Below are 16504 nucleotides of genomic sequence, written 5' to 3'. Positions count from 1 at the left end.
ATGGGCGCAGCAGACGCACCGGCGTTGGACGAGCCCGCGAAACTCCCTGTCGTCGTCGGCGTCGACGGGTCGGAGCCGAGCCTGCGGGCCGCGGAATGGGCCGCCGACGAGGCCGCCCTGCACGGGGCGCCGCTCAGGCTGGTGCACGCCTCGCTCCGGGAGCGCCACGAAGGCTGGTCGATGCCGCACGATCCCGGCAAGCCCCCGCTGGAGGCGATGGCCGAGGACATCGTCGTCACAGCGGAGCGACGGGCCCTGCGCCGGCGACCGGAGGTGGAGACGATCACCCAGGTGCTGCCGGAGGAAGCCGCTTCCGGGCTGGTCCGGGAGAGCTGCCGGGCTCTCGTGATCGTCCTGGGATGCCGGGGACGCAGCGGTGTCACCGAGTCGCTGCTCGGTTCCGTGAGTCTCACGGTGGCCGGGCGCGCACACTGTCCGGTGATCGTGCTGCGGGGACGTCACGACACGCACATCGGCCCGGGGGCCGGCGGCCGCATCGTCCTGGGGGTCGGTGCGGAACCGGGGCACTCGGCCGCCGCACGGTTCGCGGTCGGTGAGGCGGTGTCGCGCGGCGTTCCGGTGGAGGCCGTACGGGCCTGGCGCCGGCCCCTGCACGAGCCGCGCGCCCACCCCCTGATGGCTGGGAGGCAGGCTCAGGTCTATGAGCGGGAAGCCGTGGAGCTGGCGGAGCAGGCGGTGCGGGACGCCCCTGCGGGACTGGAGGTGCGGCGGCGTACGGTCGAGGGCTTCGCCCGGGACGCGCTGCTCGCCGCGTCCCGCGAAGCCGGCCTGCTCGTCGTGGGCGCCCGGCGACGCCGGGGCCGTCCCGCGTTCCAGCTCGGCCGCGTCGCCCACGGGGTGCTGCACCACGCGGCCTGTCCCGTGGCCGTCGTACCGGACGTGCCGGAAGCTGTCTGAAGGGCGCGGAAGGCCGCGTACCGCCTCCGGATCGCTTCAGTCCTCGCCCGCGTCCAACTCGGCTGTGACCGCGGCGATTGCCGGAGAGTGTTGTGCACCGTGCGGTGATCGACCACGGCACGCAGCGCCTGTAGCTCCCTCTCGTTCATTCTGTGCGGCACCCGTACCCGCAGGCGGAAGTTCCTCAGCGCGGCCTCGGGCCCCACCGGCGCCCCACCAGCTCCCACTCCTGGCCCCAGCGGTCCATGCGACGGTGGTCGAGCCGGTCGCGTGCGACGACGCCCGCGCCGAAGACCGGGACCGCCGAGGCGAGGGCGGCCCCGGCGCCGAAGAGGGCGGCCTCGGCATGCCCTTGCAGCCGGCCCGTCGGCGCCGAGAGGGCCAGCCGGCCCCGGTCGTCCTGCCAGAGCCGTACATGCGCCCCGGCCTTCAGGCTTCCGTTCACCAGGGTGCGGCCCGTCCGGGCGGTGCCGTCGGGAGCCGGCCAGCGCACAGCCGTCTGCACCCGGCCGTCCGTCGACCTGCGCGCGGCGTCGTGCGAGGCATCGTTGAGCAGGACCGCTTGAACGGGATGCCGGTCGGCGCGCTCCGCGGCGAACTCGTGCTCGGCGGCGCGAGCCGTCACCAGCCAGACGACGGCTCCGGCGATCACCACGGTGACCCAGACGGCCAGGACGATCCATGCTTCGACCACGTCTTCGGGTCGCCGCAGCGGATTGCTCCGCCAGCGCCACAGCGGTCTCCGTCCGTTCATCACGGAGCACCTCCTTCCAGGGGGTGACCCCTTCGACGGTGACTCGACGCCGAGCCATACGGACAGGGGCCCTCGGGCCCGGGAAGGGGGCCACTCAGCCCTCGACCCGCGCCGACCGGGTCCGAGAACACGTTGATCGTGCTGACAGGGGCCCAACGGCCCAAGCGCGAAGCCGTCCCGCCACGCAACCTGAAGGTGCGGGGCACCGGCGCCGCGCCGAAGTCCGGCCCACCATCCTCGTGCGGGCCGGATGACCAGGCCCCGCACCAGACCGACACAGGGTGAGGAGCGCCATGAAGGGCTATGTCTTCCACGGTCCTGGTCAGGCAGCCTGGCAGGACGTCCCGGACCCGGCCGTCAAGGAGCCCACCGACGCCATCGTGAGGGTCACGGCCGTGACCATCTGCGGAACAGACCCGCACATCCTCAAGGGCGACGTCCCCGAGGTCCGTCCCGGCACGGTGCTCGGCCACGAGGCGGTCGGCGAGATCGTCGAGGTCGGCAGCGACGTACGCACCGCGCGGCCCGGCGACCGGGTGCTGCTCTCCTGCATCACCGCCTGCGGACGCTGCCGGTTCTGCCGGGACGGCTCCTACGGCCAGTGCCGTGGCGGCGGAGGCTGGATCCTCGGCCACCTGATCGACGGGACCCAGGCCGAGTACGTCCGAGTCCCCTACGCCGACCTGTCCGTCCACCCGCTGCCCGGCAGCCTGCGCGGCGAGGACGCCGTCCTGCTCGCGGACATCTTCCCCACCTCCTACGAGGTCGGCGTCCTCAACGGGCGGGTACGCCCCGGCGACACCGTCGCCATCGTCGGCGCCGGACCGATCGGGCTGGCGGCCATCGCCACGGCACGTCTGTTCTCCCCCGAGCGGATCATCGCCGTCGACCTCGCCCCGGCCCGGCTGGAGGCCGCCCACCGGCTCGGCGCCGACGCGGTGGCCGACGTGCACGAGGCCCCCGGGCAACTGGTCGCCGACCTGACCGACGGGCTCGGGGCGGACGTGGTGATCGAGGCGGTCGGGGTGCCGGAGAGCTTCGAACTGTGCACCCGCATGGTTAGGCCCGGCGGCCACGTCGCCAACGTCGGCGTGCACGGCAAGCCCGCCACGCTGCACCTCGAAGACCTGTGGATCAAGAACGTGACCATCACGACCGGCCTGGTGGACACCCGCTCCACCCCCACCCTGCTGCGGATGGCCGGCGCGGGACGGCTGCCGACCGGACAACTGGTCACCCACACCTTCCCGTTGGACCACATGGAAGAGGCGTACGACGTCTTCTCCAGGGCCGCCGACACCGGCGCGCTGAAAGTGGTCCTCGGCGAGGAACAGCACGAGGAAGTGGCCGTCCCGGCGGCCTGACCGAGAAGGAGCGCGACGGCCATGACCGAACAGATCAGTGAACGCGTGGCGACGGAGTCGCCGCTGGGCGACCTGGGCCGTCGCTTGGCCTCCCGGAGGGCCCGACTGGGCCTGACCCGGCGGCAGGTGGCCGCCCGGTGCGGCATGGCCACCGGCTACCTCCGCTATCTGGAGGAGCATCCCGGTGCCGCGCCCCGCCGCGGTGTGCTGAACCGGCTGGCCGATGTCCTGGACACCACGGTGAGCGAGCTGACCGGGGGAGTGGCCGACACGCCCCCCGGGGCGGGGCGAGCCGCCCGGGCCCCCCGCCTCACCGAGTTGGGCGTCGAGGAGTGCCGGACGCTGCTGGGGTCGCACGGCGTGGGCCGGCTGGCGGTGTCCACGGCCACCGGGCCGGTGATCGTGCCGGTCAACTACAGCTTCGTCGACGGCGCCGTCGTCTTCCGTACGGCCGCCGGCACCGTCCCTGCGGAAGCCGACGGCCTCCGGGTCGCTTTCGAGGTCGACCGTGTCGACGACGCGTTCAGCCGGGGCTGGAGCGTCCTGGTACGCGGACCCGCGCACCGGGTGAGCGACCCTCAGGACCAGCGCCGGTACACGGAGCGGGCGCACACCGGACCCTGGGCGGGCGGACGACGTGAACTGTGGGTGCGGATCGATCCGGACAGCGTCACGGGGCGCCGGATCACGGTGTGAGCGTCGACCCCCGCAGTCACCCGCGGTCACTCGGGCCGGATCGCCGGGGAGGCGGAGTTCCAGACGGCCGGACTGGGACTGTCGGCGCCGCCCGCTTCTCAGCGCTGTGCAGAAGACGACGGCTGGGCCGTGTTCACCAGGGGCGGCTAATGTGGGAGACGACCGCGACAGTCCGGACTTGCCCGGGAAGCTGGAGGAGCGGCGTGGTCGATCCGGGAACGCCCCGTGCACAGGTGCCGCAGCTGAGGCTGGACGACCTGCTGGATGAGCTGCAGGCGCGGATCGACGCCGCCCGGGGGGCTCAGCGGCGGGTGCACAGCCTGCTGGAGGCGGTGCTCTCGGTCGGGCGGGAACTGGACCTCGAACAGGTGCTGCACTCGGTCGTGGAGGTGGCCACCACACTCGTCGACGCCGAGTACGGCGCCCTGGGTGTCATCGGTCCGGACGGCAGGACGCTGTCGGCCTTCCACACCGTCGGTGTCACGGAGGAGCAGATCGCGGAGATCGGTTCCTTCCCCGAGGGGCACGGCATTCTCGGTGAGGTGATCCGGCATCCCGAGCCGCTCCGGCTGGAGAAGATCTCCCAGCATCCGGCCACCTACGGCTTCCCGCCGCACCACCCGCCGATGAACAGCTTCCTCGGTGTTCCGGTACGGGTCCGCGACCAGGTCTTCGGCAACCTGTACCTGACCGAGAAGCGCGGGGGAGCGCAGTTCGACGCAGAGGACGAGTCGGTGCTGCTGACACTGGCCGTGGCGGCCGGCGTGGCGATCGACAACGCCCGGCTGTACGAGGGGTCGCGGCTGCGCGAGCGCTGGCTGCGCGCCAATGCGGAGATCACACACAGCCTGATGTCCGGCAGCACGCGGGACGAGCCCCTGCAGTTGATCGCCGAGCGAGCCAGCGAGATCACCGGTTCGGCCCTGGCGGCGGTGGCGACGCCCATGAAGGGCACGGAGTCCCTGAGCGTCGAGATCGCCGTGGGCATGGACGCGGACGCCCACCACGGCCTGGTGCTGCCCCTGTCGGGCACCTTGATGGGCCTCGCCTTCTCCGCCGGTGCCCCGGTCGCCACCGAGAACGTCAACTCCGATGCGCGGATCTCTCCGGAGCCGCCGCGCTTCCACGGGCTGGGTCCCGGCGTGGCCGTCCCCATCGGCACCGGGGACGGCGGTGTGCGAGGCGTGGTCCTGGTGGTGCGTGAGGCGGGCGGGCCGGTGTTCTCGGAGCGGGAGACCGAGATGCTGCGCGGTTTCGGGGCGCAGGCCGCCGTCGCGATGGAACTGGCGGAGCGCCGCCTGGACGCCGAGCGGATGGCGGTGCTCCAGGACCGTGACCGGATCGCCCGGGACCTCCACGACCTCGCCATCCAACGGCTCTTCGCGACCGGGATGACACTGCAGAGCGCGGGCCGCTTCATCGACCATCCCGAGGCCGCCGAGCGGGTGCTGCGGGCCGTCGACGACCTGGACGAGACCATCAAGATGATCCGCTCGGCCATCTTCGGTCTGCGCACCCGCGCGGGAGAGGGCGACTCCGGCCTGCGGGCCCGGGTCGTGCGCATCGTCGGCGAACGGACACCGGTACTGGGCTTCACGCCCAGCGTGCGCATCGAGGGTCTCCTCGACACGGACGTTCCGCCCGACATCGCCGACCACGTCGTGGCCGTCCTCTCCGAAGCCCTCACCAACATCGCCCGGCATGCCCGCGCTGACCGGGCCCGCGTCGCCGTGGCCACCGACGGGCGCGAGGTCTCCTTGACGGTCGCGGACAACGGCGTCGGCATTCCCTCATGCGGCCGGCGCAGCGGTCTGCGCAACCTGGCCGAGCGCGCGGAACAACTCGGTGGCCGGCTCGATGTGTCCGGTGGTCCCGACGGCACCGGGGCCGTGCTGCGCTGGCGGGTGCCCCTGCCCGGTGCGCAGGACCCTGTGGTCTCCTCCCCACGCGGCGGGGATTCAGGCAGCTGAACGGCACAGGCATCGGCCAGGGACCGGGGGTCCCGGCCGCCGGGCCACTCGGCCCCTGGCCCGGACCGGACCACCGGGTCAGTCTGGGAGGTGCCCGAGCCACGACCGCCCTGGAGGACGCCATGAACGGCACACCCCTCGTCGTGAACGACGTGATGACCCGCAGGGTCGTCGCCCTGCGGACGGGGGCGGCGTTCAAGGACATCGTGCGGACCATGCGGGAGTGGCACGTCGGCGCCCTTCCCGTGCTGGACGACGGCGGACAGGTCGTCGGAGTCGTCTCCGAGGCGGATCTGCTGCCCAAAGAGGAGTACAGCGAGGCCGACCTGGATTCCGCCGGGTGGAGCAGGCACCCCGCCGACGTCCTCAAAGCCGACGCGGTCACCGCCGGTGAGCTGATGACCGCTCCCGCCCTGACGGTGACGCCTGACACCGCTCTCGCCCACGCCGCCCGCCTCATGGCCCGCAAGCATGTCAAGCGGCTGCCTGTCGCCGGCCCCGACGGCACCCTGCGGGGCATCGTCAGCAGGTCCGACCTGCTGAAGGTCTTCCTGCGGGAAGACGCTGACATTGCCGACGACGTCCGGCGGGAGGTCGTCGTACGGCTCTTCGGCACCCACGCCGACACCGTCCGGGTCGAGGTGCACGACGGTGTCGTCACTCTCACCGGCCGGGTCTACACCACAGCACTCGTCCCGCTCGCCACCCGCCTCGCGCGGGCCGTGCCGGGTGTGGTGGACGTGCGCTGCGCTCTCAGCGGCCCGCCTCGCCGCCCCGACCTCTCCCCCGATCTGCCGGACCCGCAACGGCCGGCGCCCGCCTGACACCACGCGCACCTCCGGTGACACCACGCGCACCTCCGGCGGAGCCGCGGCACGGGTGAGGCGGTGGCGCCGACGGGGTAAGGCGCGGTGACGCCGGGGGGTCAGGCGCCGGCGGAGCCGACCGCGATGAGCCGGCAGTCCACTCCCACGATCCCCTCGACGCCGCGCACCAGGCGCTCGGCCAGGTCGATGCGGCCGCTGTCCTCGACGCGTCCCGTCAGGGTCGCCACGCCGTCGGTGACCATGATGTGCACGGGTTCGACCGGGGCAGGGAAGAGCACGTCGACGATGTCACGGCGGATCTCGTCCGCGAGGTCGTTGTCGGGACGCAGGAACACCTTCAGCAGGTCTCCGCGGCTGACCACGCCCTCCAGGACACCCTCGGCGTTCACCACGGGCAGCCGCTTGACGTGCCGCAGCGCCATGATCCGGGCCGCCTCGGCCAGGGAGGCGTCCGCGTGGACGGTGACCGCCGGCGCGCTCATCAACTCCTCGGCGCTCACCGCTCCGGCCTTGGCCAGGTCGGAGAGGCGTCGCAGCTGGGTGAAGCGGTCCGGGTCGCTGTCCCGGAACTCCTCCTTGGGCAGCAGGTCGGCCTCGGAGACCACCCCGATCACCCGGCCGTCGCCCTCCAGCACGGGCAGGGCACTGACCTTCCACTGCTCCATGCGTTCGACGATGTCCTTGAACAGGGCCTTGCGGCCGACCGCGACGACGGCACGCGTCATCACATCGCTCACCTGATGCGGGCTGTCGTGCATGATCTCCTCCCGAGGCCGTGCGGCGGAGCGGGTCGGATACCCGGTCACAGCACGTCACCGCTGCCGTAGGGGGCGTACAGGTCGAGAAGCCGGACGCGGGTGGCGTGCAACCGCTGGGCGGCCACGCGTCCCACCCACACCGCTATCGACCGTCCGAACTCGGCGTCCTCGGCGCACATCGCACGTACCGTCTCGGTGTCGAACTCCCAGGCCCGGATCGGGCTGGTGGTCTCGGCGCCGAGGTGCCAGAGGTAGGGCGGGAAGTGCCAGGACCAGCCGACCAGCTGGCCGGGGCCGAGTGACTCGACGACGGCGGGGCGGCGGCCGGGCACGTGCATGTGGAGGGCCACGGTCCCGGTGCGCACGATCCAGAACCGGTCGGCGCGGCCACCCTCCTCGAACAGGCGGGTTCCGGCCTCGAAGGAGACCGGGCGGGCGAGACGCATCAGCCGTTCGCGGTGCGCGGGCTCAAGCGCCGTGTTCATGGTGGTTGCGGAGATCATCGCACCGGCTCCCCTCGTGGACTGTCGATCCCAGCGTGCGCGCCTTCGCGAGGCCCCACCACCGGCCGTCCGGACCAGGCCGCGGGCCCTTCGGCCCATGCGCTCCGCCCGTCGGCCCGCGCACGCTGGACACACCTGCGGTGGAGGGAGAAGGGCCATGAGCGTGCCCACGCGCATCGCGGTCGTCGCGGTCGGTGATCCGTCCCGCCACGATGAGGGAATCGGCCGGACGGTACTGTCCCGCCTGCGCGAAGGGCGCGGGAGCGGCCCTTCCCGCCCGGGACGCGTCTGGCGGAGAGCAACCTCGACCCGCGACGTCTGATCCGGCTGTGGGACGGTACGGACCTGACCGTCGTGCTGCAGGCCGCGCGTACCCAACCGAAGGGCGACCATGCCCGCGTGCTCGTCGACTGCGGTCTCTTCCAGGGCCTCGCCGGCCTCAGGCGGCGCAACTGGCGCCGACTGCCCTGTGACGCGGCTGACATCGAGGCCGTCGCGATCACCCACGCGCATCCGGACCACTGCGGATATCTGCCCCGGCTGGTCCGCCACGGCTTCCGCGGCCGGATCGTCCGACGTCGACCGCACCCTCAGACCCGCAGGTACGGCCGCGCCCGGCCCGGAGCCCTTCCTCGCCGTGCGCATGGTCCAGGAATCCATCGACATCGGCCACTCCCGCGGCCCGTCCGTCATCGTCTCCGTCTCCGGAATGGCCACCGGAGGCCGTGTCCTGCACCATCTGTGCAGGCTGCTGCCCGATCCGCGCGACATCGTGGTCGTCGTCGGCTTCGCCGTGCAGGGCACCCGCGCCCGTGACCTCGTGGACGGAGCGCGGGCACTGAAGATGTTCGGTGAGTACGTCCCGGTCCGGGCCACCGTCGTCGACGTACCGCACTTCTCGGCGCACGCCGACGCCGGGCAGATCGTCGTCTGGCTCCGCGGAGCACCCGCACTGCACACGCTCCGGGGAGCACGTGCCCGTCCGCTGAGGCTGGGGATGCCGCGCGTTCACCCGGCACAGACCGGGTCCGCCGGCTCACAACGCCCGCCGCCCGTCACCGGGTCCGGTGTGTTCGACCGGTTCGGCGGGGCGGCCGAAGCGGTCGTCGACGTGGTAGGTGAGATGGTTCACCACGTCGACGACACCGTCCAGGCGACGTGTCGGGCCGGCGGCGGCGGTGACGTCGCCGCGCCGCTCCAGCTGACCCGTGAGGGTGACCACGCCCTCGTGAACGGTGACGCCGGCGATGTGCGGGCTCAGCCACAGCGCGTCGGCGAACACCTCCCGCCGTACCGCCTGCTCGATCTCCTCGTCGGAGTGAAGGAAGACCCCGAGCAGATCACGGCGGGTGATGATGCCGACCAGCCTGTCCTCCTCGTCGACCACCGGCAGTCGTTCGATGCCGCGCCGCGTCATCAGCCGGGCGGCCACCGGCAGTGCGGCCCGCGCGCGGACCGTCACGGTGGGCGTCGACGTCAGTCCGCCGGCGGTGCGGGCCGTGCTCGGCGCGGCGCTCCGGAGGGCACCCCGGCTCAGTCGGCGCGCGCGGGTCGCCAGACGGCCGGCGGACTCGACCGGCGCCGCCTGGTGTCGCATCAGGTCGGTCTCGGAGATCACCCCGATGACCTTGTCGTCGTCGATCACCGGCAGCCCGCTGATGCGGTGATCACGCAGGAGGCGTACGACCTCCTTGAACGGGGTGCCGTAGCGGGCCGTGACGACCTCGTCGGTCATGAAGGCGCCGATCTCGGTGGGTTTCATGGCGGGCCCTTCTCGGTGGTTCCGGCCGTCAGCGGAGCCTGCGCAGATAGGGATCGTGGGGACGGCGCGGCACGAGCCGGACACGGGCGTCGAGTGTGGTGATGCCCTGTGGTCCGGCCAGCACGGGATTGAGATCCGCCTCCGCCAGCTCGGGTAGGTCGCAGGCCATCCGCGAGAGCCGGTGCAGCAGTTGCTCCAGTGCGCTCATGTCGGCGGCGGGGCTGCCGGCGTATCCGGCCAGGAGCGCGGAGCAACGAGGAGAGGCGAGCAGGTCGTGTACGTCGGTCTCGGTGAGCGGGGCGAGCCGCGCGGCGTGGTCCCCGAGGAGGTCGGTGGGGGTGCCGCCGAGGCCGAACAGTACGAGGGGGCCGAAGACTTCGTCCTGGACGACTCCGGCGAGGAGTTCGGTGCCTCGCTCGGCGAGCGGCTGGACGACCACCGCGGTCATCCGGTCGCCGAACCGGGCGACCAGATCGCGGTGGGCGGCCCTGACCTGGTAGGCGCCCCGCAGATCGAGGCGGATCGCATGCTCCGCGCTCTTGTGCAGCAGGCCGGGCCAGTACGCCTTCATGACGGCCCGTCCGTCAGGCCCGGCGAGCCGCTCGGCGGCGGTCACCGCCTCGTCCTCGTCGCGGGCCCATGCCCAGGGGATCTGCGGAATGCCGTAGCAGCCGAGCAGCCCGGCCGTGGCCCGGGGATCGAGCCAGCCGCCTTCCGGGATTCCGTCGAGGAAGGAGGCGGCCACGTTCCTCGCGCGTCCGGTGTCCACGTCGGGCAACTCCGGGACGGTGCCGGGCGGGCGGGCGAGCCAGCGGGCGCGGGCAGCGGCGTGGGCCAGGGCGCGGGCGGCGTGCTCGGCGTCGGAGTACGCGGGCAGGCTGCCTCCGTCGGCGACCGACAGCAGTTCGACACGGGCCGCCTGCGCGGGCAGCACGGCTACGACCGGGCGGGGCAGTGGACCACCGGAGGCGGTCAGGGCACGCACCAGGTCTTCACCCGTGGCCGCGGCGACCGCCGTGGGCACCAGACTCACCAGGACGGCGTCGACGCCGCCGTGCCGTGCCAGTAGATCGACGCAGGCCCGCAGCTGCTCCTCGCCGACGGCGGCCGTGACGTCCACGGGATTGCCCGCGGTGGCGCCCTCGGGCAGCACGGACAGCAGGCCGTCCGCCAGGTCGGCGGCGAGCGGTGGGATCACTAGGGCGGCGTCCGCGCAAGCGTCGGCGGCCAGGACGCCGGCCCCGCCCGCATTGCTGACGACGGCGACCCTCGTGCCCCGGGGCAGCGGCTGGGCGTGCAGGAGAGCGGCGGTGTCGAGGAGTTCACCGATCGTGCGGGTGGCGGTGACGCCGGCCTGGGTGAACAGGGCCTGCCGGATCACGGTCCGGGTGGCCGCGGCCGCGGTGTGCGAGGCGGCGGCCCGCCGTCCGGCCTCGGAGCGGCCGGCGTCCACAGTCAGGACGGGCATGTTCCGGGCCACGCGGCGGGCGGTGCGCGAGAACGCGCGGGGGTTGCCGAAGGACTCCAGGTGCAGCAGTGCCAGGTCGGTGCGCCCGTCGCTCTCCCACCACTGGAGCATGTCGTTGCCGCTGACGTCGTACTTGTCACCCAGCGAGACGAAGGACGACACTCCGATGCCGAGCCGGGTCAGGCCGTCCAGCAGGGCGATGCCGACGCCGCCGGACTGGACGGCGACCCCGGCGGTGCCGGGGCCCGGGTGCTGGGCGGCGAACGTGGCGTCGAGGCGGACGTCGTCCTCGGTGTCGGCCAGGCCCAGGCAGTTCGGGCCGACGAGCCGCATGCTGTGGCGTCGGCACGCGGCCGTCAGCGCGGCGCCCTGCTTCGGATCCAGGCCGGCGGACACCACGAGCAGCGCGCGGACACCGGCCCGTCCGCATTCCTCGGCCACATCGGTGACGGCAGCGGCCGGTAGGGCGATCACGGCCAGGTCCGGCACCAGCGGCAGGTCGGTGACCGTCCGGTAGGCGTGCACCCCGGCGATCACGTCGGCCTGTGGATGGACGGCGAACAACCGCCCTGTGTATGAACCGTTGTGGATGTTCCGCAGGATGGCGCGCCCGACCGAACCCGGAGAGCGGCCCGCGCCGATCACCGCGACGACCCGGGGCCGCAGGAGTGGCCCCAGACTGACGACGTCGGCGACCCGGCCCCGGGCTTCCACGGCAGCCAAGTAACCTTCATCCTCGGTCAGTTCGACCGTACAGTGCATGTCGGGGCCGCCGAAGTCCCGGGTCACGCGCAGCCCCATGTCGTGGAAGACCCTCAACATGTCATGGTTCTCGGCCAGCGTGTCGGCGATGAACGCGGTCACGCCCGTCCTGCGCGCGGCATCCGCCAGGTGTTCGAGCAGGAGGGTGGCCACACCACGGTGGTGCCACTCGTCGGCGACGGCCACGGAGATCTCCGCCGTCGTGCCGCCGGGCAGGATCTCGTACTCGGCCAGTCCCACGAGCCGCCCGTCCCACTCGGCGGCCAGCGCGCGATACCGGGGCCGAACGCCCTTCGCCACCCGGTCGGCGGCATGCAGCGCCGAGGCAGGGCTGAGGGTGAAGAACCGGTACCGGAGGTTTCGCGGTGACATCTCCTGGTAGAGACGTCGCACGGACGCATGATCCGCCGGCCCCGCCTCGCGGATGCGGACGGTGGTCCCGTCGACGAGCAGGGCGTGGACCGGGGCTTCCTGGGTGCTGGTCATGACGAGATCTCCCTCCGGAGGGCCTGTTTCCAGCGTCCGGTGCGGGGTTCCAGGAGAAACAGGGGCTGACGGGGCATCGGGTGGGCCGAGTGGCCCTCCCCGACGCCGGTGCGAGAACCGCGATCAGGCCGAGGCCCGTAAGACCGCGGCGGAGTGCTGGGTGTACCCAGACCACCGTGGGCGGGACGGTGGCATGGATGCCCAGTCCCCTCAAAACCTGATACCCCCCGGGGGATTCGGCGTTCACTGCACCAGGCACACCCCTGGGGTGATCCCTACGGTCAGGAGACGCCCGATTGCACGATGCCGAGGGGGGCCGAGCTCGGCCCGGACATGGAGGGCTACCTGATCCTCGGCGCCTGCATCCCGCCGCCGGCCCACCAGGCTTTGGAGGCCGACCGCAGCATCGGCCTGCTCCTGCCTGCGCCGCGTCGGCCGCCGACGCCGGGTGCGATCAGCGTGGCCGCCGGGGACACTGGCGCAGTGAACACGGTCCCGGACCCCTCTGAAGGACACGCCGCCTTCCGTGTGCTCGTCGCGTACGCCGGCGTCGCGGGGTCGACCCGGTCCATCGCTGAACGCATCACGGACTGTTTGGAAGAGCGGGGCTTTCGAGCCGAGGCGCGGTCCGTCGGCGGCGTGGACCATCCTGACGAGTACGACGCGTTCGTGGTGGGCAGCGCCGTTCACGACATGGCATGGCTTCCCGAAGCACTGACGTTCGCGCACCGTCACGCACAACTGCTGAACGAGCGCGGTGTGTGGCTCTTCAGCGTGGGGATGCCGGCGGCCTTGCGGGGCCCGTGGAAAGCGCTGGCCGGGAAGGAGGAACGACATGTGATCGGGGAACTGGCCGACGCACTGCGTCCACGTGGTCATCAGCTGTTCTCGGGTGTCATCGAGCCCGACCACCTGTCCAGGGCTGGGCGGATGAAGTTCCAGGCCATGGGACTGCGCTACGGCGACTACCGTGACTGGCCGGCGGTCGACGCCTGGGCCCGGAGCATCGGCGACCAGATACTCGGGCAGGGCGACACTCCGCTGTGAACGCGGCGGGGCCTGGCGTGCTCGACGCGGAGGGCCGTGAGAGACAGCCATCCGATCCAGCGGCCTCTTCTCCGGCGCTGCCGCGCGGACGGCGGGCCCGTCCGGCCCTGCCCCAGGGCTCACCGGCTCATGACGTGACCCGAAGCCCGGACGAGGGTGGGGAGCGGAGGATTCGGATGCCGTCCGCGGACCATGCCGTCGACCCTCTGAAGGAGGTGCGTCACCGTGATGTTCTGGTACGACCACGACCTGGGTGTCTGGGACTGGTTCGGGATGTCGGTCGGTCTGATCGTCTTCTTGGCGCTGATCGGCACCCTGTGCTCCCTCCTCCACCGCGCCTGGACCAGGCCGCGAGGTGGCAGCGAGCCGGCCGCCACCCCGCCCGACGTGCGCGCCCCCCGGCAACTGCTCGCCGAACGATACGCACGGGGCGAGATCGGCGAGAAGGAGTACCGCCGCGGTCTGGCCGTCCTGGATGAAACCGGCGGTGACGCTCCTCGGATCGGCCGGCACTGACCGGCAAGAGACTCAGTCGTCGAACGGACCGGGCAGGAGCATCCGCCGGTGGTACGCCAGGGCCGCAGCTCCGCCGCCGTACTTGGCGAGGACGGCGACATCGTCGGCCGGTCCCGGCTCCGGAATGTGAACCGGGCCGGATGCTCCGTTCGGTTCTTCTTGGCAGGTGTGGCCCGAACGGCCCTGTCGGGTACCCGGCGCGACGGCAGAAGGTGGGGCGTGCAGACCGGCACACCCGGAACCCGGACCCCTGCTCCGACTCGAAAGGATCCCGATGTCCGTCGACACGCAGCAGATGCCCGGCACACTGGAGATGGACGAGCTGAGGTCGCTGGACGCCCACTGGCGTGCCGCGAACTACCTGGCCGTCGGCCAGATCTACCTCATGGCCAACCCCCTGCTCACCGAACCCCTGCGGCCCGAGCACGTCAAACCCCGGCTGCTCGGCCACTGGGGCACCTCGCCCGGCCTGAACCTGGTGCACACTCACCTCAACCGCGTGATCAAGGCCCGCGACCTGGACGCCCTGTGCATCTGGGGACCCGGGCACGGCGGCCCGGCGGTGCTGGCCAACTCCTGGCTGGAGGGCTCGTACACCGAGATCTCCCCCGACGTCACACGCGACGCGGCCGGCATGACGCGGCTGTTCCGGCAGTTCTCCTTCCCCGGCGGCGTGCCCAGCCACGTCGCACCGGAGACCCCCGGCTCCATCCACGAGGGCGGCGAACTCGGCTACGCGCTCTCCCACGCCTACGGCGCCGCCCTCGACAACCCGAACCTGCTCGTGGCTTGCGTGATCGGCGACGGCGAGGCCGAGACCGGCCCACTGGCCGCGTCCTGGCACTCCAACAAGTTCCTCGACCCCGTCCACGACGGCGCCGTCCTGCCGATCCTGCACCTCAACGGCTACAAGATCGCCAACCCGACCGTGCTCGCCCGCCTGCCCGAGCACGAACTCGACGAACTGCTGCGGGGCTACGGCCACGCCCCCCTCCACGTCACCGGCGACGACCCCATGGCCGTCCACCGCGCCATGGCCGCCGCGATGGACGACGCACTGGAACGCATCACGGCCATCCAGAGCAGCGCCCGCGAGGACGGCGTCCCGGAACGACCGCACTGGCCCGTGATCGTGCTGCGCACCCCCAAGGGCTGGACCGGCCCCGCCGAGGTCGACGGCCTGCCCGTGGAGGGCACCTGGCGCTCCCACCAGGTACCGCTGTCCGCAGTCCGCGACAACCCCGAACATCTGCGGCAACTGGAGCGGTGGATGCGCTCCTACCGCCCGGAGGAACTGTTCGACGAACACGGCGCCCCACGCGCCGGGGTGCTCGCCTGCGTCCCCGAGGGCAAGCGCCGCCTCGGCGCCAACCCGCACGCCAACGGCGGCCTGCTGCTACGCGAGCTGCCCCTGCCGCCCCTGGAGAAGTACGCCGTCGAGGTCGGCAAGCACGGCGCGACCCTGCACGAACCCACCCGAGTGCTCGGCGACCTGCTCCAAAACGTCATGCACGCCACCACCGGCCGCCGCGACTTCCGCCTCGTCGGCCCCGACGAGACCGCCTCCAACCGCCTCCAGGCGGTCTACGCGGTCAGCGGCAAGGCCTGGCAGGCGCGGACGCTCGACGTCGACGAACACCTCGACCGGCACGGCCGGGTGATGGAGATCCTCTCCGAACACACCTGCCAGGGCTGGCTGGAGGGCTACCTCCTCACCGGCCGGCACGGACTGTTCTCCTGCTACGAGGCGTTCGTGCACATCGTCGACTCGATGGTCAACCAGCACATCAAGTGGCTGCGCACCACCCGCCGGCTGCCCTGGCGTGCCCCCATCGCCTCCCTCAACTACCTGCTGACCTCGCACGTGTGGCGCCAGGACCACAACGGCTTCTCCCACCAGGACCCCGGCTTCGTCGACCACATCCTCAACAAGAGCCCCGAAGCGGTCCGCGTGTACTTCCCGCCGGACGCCAACACGCTGCTGTCCGTCGCCGATCACGCCCTGCGCAGCAAGGACTACGTCAACGTGATCGTCGCAGGCAAGCAGCCCTGCTTCGACTGGCTCTCCATGGAGGAGGCGGCGGTGCACTGCGCGCGCGGCGCCGGCGTCTGGGACTGGGCCGGCACCGAGGACGGCACCCGCGAACCGGACGTGGTGCTGGCCTGTGCCGGCGACGTGCCCACCCAGGAGGTGCTCGCCGCCGCCCAGCTGCTGCGCCGGCACCTGCCCGGCCTGGCCGTGCGGATCGTGAACGTCGTCGACATCGCCCGGCTGCTCCCCGCCGAGGAACACCCGCACGGCATGACCGACTTCGAGTACGACGGCCTGTTCACCCCCGACAAGCCGGTGATCTTCGCCTACCACGGCTACCCGTGGCTGATCCACCGCTTGGCCTACCGCCGCGCGGGCCACCCGAACCTGCACGTACGCGGCTACAAGGAGATCGGCACCACGACCACGCCGTTCGACATGGTGGTCCGCAACGACCTCGACCGCTACCGCCTCGTCATGGACGTCATCGACCGCGTCCCCGGCCTCGCGGTACGCGCGGCGAACGTACGCCAGCACATGCAGGACGCCCGGCAGCGCCACCACGTCTGGATCCGCGAGCACGGCATGGACCTGCCCGAGGTCGCGGACTGGACCTGGGACGGCTGAACGGCCACGGCCGG

13 protein-coding genes and 2 pseudogenes are annotated in these 16504 nt (G+C 72.2%); 10 read left to right on the top strand and 5 right to left on the bottom strand.

The genetic code is table 11. The features are described from left to right. The gene (locus DBP14_RS01800; protein ID WP_129305294.1) at window positions 1-918 is read left to right on the top strand and encodes a universal stress protein; all 918 of its coding nucleotides are present in this window, start codon (window positions 1-3) and stop codon (window positions 916-918) included. 184 nt (window positions 919-1102) lie between these two features. Here DBP14_RS01800 and DBP14_RS01795 read toward each other — a convergent pair whose 3' ends face one another. Then, window positions 1103-1672, bottom strand: a complete 570-nt coding sequence (locus tag DBP14_RS01795) for a hypothetical protein (protein WP_129305293.1) — start codon at window positions 1670-1672, stop codon at window positions 1103-1105. Window positions 1673-1965: 293 nt separating this feature from the next. On the opposite strand from DBP14_RS01795, the gene DBP14_RS01790 reads away from it, so the two are divergent. The 4 genes from DBP14_RS01790 (at window position 1966) to DBP14_RS01775 (ending at window position 6526) form a co-directional block, all read left to right on the top strand. After that, window positions 1966-3036 (top strand): zinc-dependent alcohol dehydrogenase family protein, encoded by a 1071-nt coding sequence (locus DBP14_RS01790; RefSeq protein ID WP_129305292.1) that lies wholly within the window; start codon window positions 1966-1968, stop codon window positions 3034-3036. A 21-nt stretch (window positions 3037-3057) separates the two neighbouring features. Continuing rightward, window positions 3058-3732 carry a pyridoxamine 5'-phosphate oxidase family protein gene (locus tag DBP14_RS01785; RefSeq protein ID WP_129305291.1) on the top strand — a complete coding sequence of 225 codons (675 nt, stop codon included), beginning with the start codon at window positions 3058-3060 and terminating at the stop codon, window positions 3730-3732. A gap of 233 nt (window positions 3733-3965) precedes the next feature. Beyond that, window positions 3966-5702 (top strand): GAF domain-containing protein, encoded by a 1737-nt coding sequence (locus tag DBP14_RS01780; protein ID WP_277752678.1) that lies wholly within the window; start codon window positions 3966-3968, stop codon window positions 5700-5702. Window positions 5703-5824: 122 nt separating this feature from the next. Next, the gene (locus tag DBP14_RS01775) at window positions 5825-6526 is read left to right on the top strand and encodes a CBS domain-containing protein (protein ID WP_129305289.1); all 702 of its coding nucleotides are present in this window, start codon (window positions 5825-5827) and stop codon (window positions 6524-6526) included. Between the two features lie 101 nt (window positions 6527-6627). On the opposite strand, the gene DBP14_RS01770 is transcribed toward DBP14_RS01775, so the two are convergent. After that, entirely contained in the window at window positions 6628-7287 is a 660-nt protein-coding gene (locus tag DBP14_RS01770; RefSeq protein ID WP_129305288.1) for a CBS domain-containing protein, read from the bottom strand. Window positions 7288-7331: 44 nt separating this feature from the next. Next, the gene (locus tag DBP14_RS01765) at window positions 7332-7790 is read right to left on the bottom strand and encodes a cyclic nucleotide-binding domain-containing protein (RefSeq protein WP_129305287.1); all 459 of its coding nucleotides are present in this window, start codon (window positions 7788-7790) and stop codon (window positions 7332-7334) included. Window positions 7791-8144: 354 nt separating this feature from the next. Here DBP14_RS01765 and DBP14_RS36595 point away from each other — a divergent pair. Both DBP14_RS36595 and DBP14_RS37385 read left to right on the top strand, forming a co-directional pair. Then, window positions 8145-8300: pseudogene (locus DBP14_RS36595) on the top strand (MBL fold metallo-hydrolase); the annotation flags it as partial. 133 nt (window positions 8301-8433) lie between these two features. Beyond that, window positions 8434-8550 (top strand): annotated as a pseudogene (locus tag DBP14_RS37385) (hypothetical protein); the annotation flags it as partial. 276 nt (window positions 8551-8826) lie between these two features. Here DBP14_RS37385 and DBP14_RS01755 read toward each other — a convergent pair. Continuing rightward, a complete protein-coding gene (locus tag DBP14_RS01755; protein ID WP_129305286.1) occupies window positions 8827-9552 on the bottom strand; it encodes a CBS domain-containing protein in 726 nt (241 codons plus the stop codon). A gap of 28 nt (window positions 9553-9580) precedes the next feature. Further along, the gene (locus DBP14_RS01750) at window positions 9581-12268 is read right to left on the bottom strand and encodes a GNAT family N-acetyltransferase (RefSeq protein ID WP_129305285.1); all 2688 of its coding nucleotides are present in this window, start codon (window positions 12266-12268) and stop codon (window positions 9581-9583) included. Window positions 12269-12571: 303 nt separating this feature from the next. Here DBP14_RS01750 and DBP14_RS01745 point away from each other — a divergent pair, with 303 nt between their 5' ends. The 3 genes from DBP14_RS01745 (at window position 12572) to DBP14_RS01735 (ending at window position 16490) form a co-directional block, all read left to right on the top strand. Beyond that, window positions 12572-13315 carry a flavodoxin domain-containing protein gene (locus DBP14_RS01745; protein WP_277752677.1) on the top strand — a complete coding sequence of 248 codons (744 nt, stop codon included), beginning with the start codon at window positions 12572-12574 and terminating at the stop codon, window positions 13313-13315. Window positions 13316-13543: 228 nt separating this feature from the next. Further along, window positions 13544-13831, top strand: a complete 288-nt coding sequence (locus DBP14_RS01740) for an SHOCT domain-containing protein (RefSeq protein WP_129311621.1) — start codon at window positions 13544-13546, stop codon at window positions 13829-13831. Between the two features lie 274 nt (window positions 13832-14105). Next, complete coding sequence (locus tag DBP14_RS01735) at window positions 14106-16490, top strand: phosphoketolase family protein (RefSeq protein ID WP_129305284.1); 2385 nt, start codon at window positions 14106-14108, stop codon at window positions 16488-16490. Window positions 16491-16504: the final 14 nt, after the last annotated feature.

Origin of the sequence: Streptomyces sp. L2 (assembly GCF_004124325.1) — a bacterium.
GTDB lineage: Bacteria > Actinomycetota > Actinomycetes > Streptomycetales > Streptomycetaceae > Streptomyces.
Note: the sequence above shows the minus strand (reverse complement) of the source record. Positions and strands in the feature narration are given on the sequence as shown.

Coding starts and splice junctions, on each gene's coding strand:
- DBP14_RS01800 (WP_129305294.1), top strand. CDS start 1: ATGGGCGCAGCAGACGCACCGGCGTTGGACGAGCCCGCGAAACTCCCT.
- DBP14_RS01795 (WP_129305293.1), bottom strand. CDS start 1,672: ATGAACGGACGGAGACCGCTGTGGCGCTGGCGGAGCAATCCGCTGCGG.
- DBP14_RS01790 (WP_129305292.1), top strand. CDS start 1,966: ATGAAGGGCTATGTCTTCCACGGTCCTGGTCAGGCAGCCTGGCAGGAC.
- DBP14_RS01785 (WP_129305291.1), top strand. CDS start 3,058: ATGACCGAACAGATCAGTGAACGCGTGGCGACGGAGTCGCCGCTGGGC.
- DBP14_RS01775 (WP_129305289.1), top strand. CDS start 5,825: ATGAACGGCACACCCCTCGTCGTGAACGACGTGATGACCCGCAGGGTC.
- DBP14_RS01770 (WP_129305288.1), bottom strand. CDS start 7,287: ATGCACGACAGCCCGCATCAGGTGAGCGATGTGATGACGCGTGCCGTC.
- DBP14_RS01765 (WP_129305287.1), bottom strand. CDS start 7,790: ATGATCTCCGCAACCACCATGAACACGGCGCTTGAGCCCGCGCACCGC.
- DBP14_RS01755 (WP_129305286.1), bottom strand. CDS start 9,552: ATGAAACCCACCGAGATCGGCGCCTTCATGACCGACGAGGTCGTCACG.
- DBP14_RS01750 (WP_129305285.1), bottom strand. CDS start 12,268: ATGACCAGCACCCAGGAAGCCCCGGTCCACGCCCTGCTCGTCGACGGG.
- DBP14_RS01745 (WP_277752677.1), top strand. CDS start 12,572: ATGCCGAGGGGGGCCGAGCTCGGCCCGGACATGGAGGGCTACCTGATC.
- DBP14_RS01740 (WP_129311621.1), top strand. CDS start 13,544: ATGTTCTGGTACGACCACGACCTGGGTGTCTGGGACTGGTTCGGGATG.
- DBP14_RS01735 (WP_129305284.1), top strand. CDS start 14,106: ATGTCCGTCGACACGCAGCAGATGCCCGGCACACTGGAGATGGACGAG.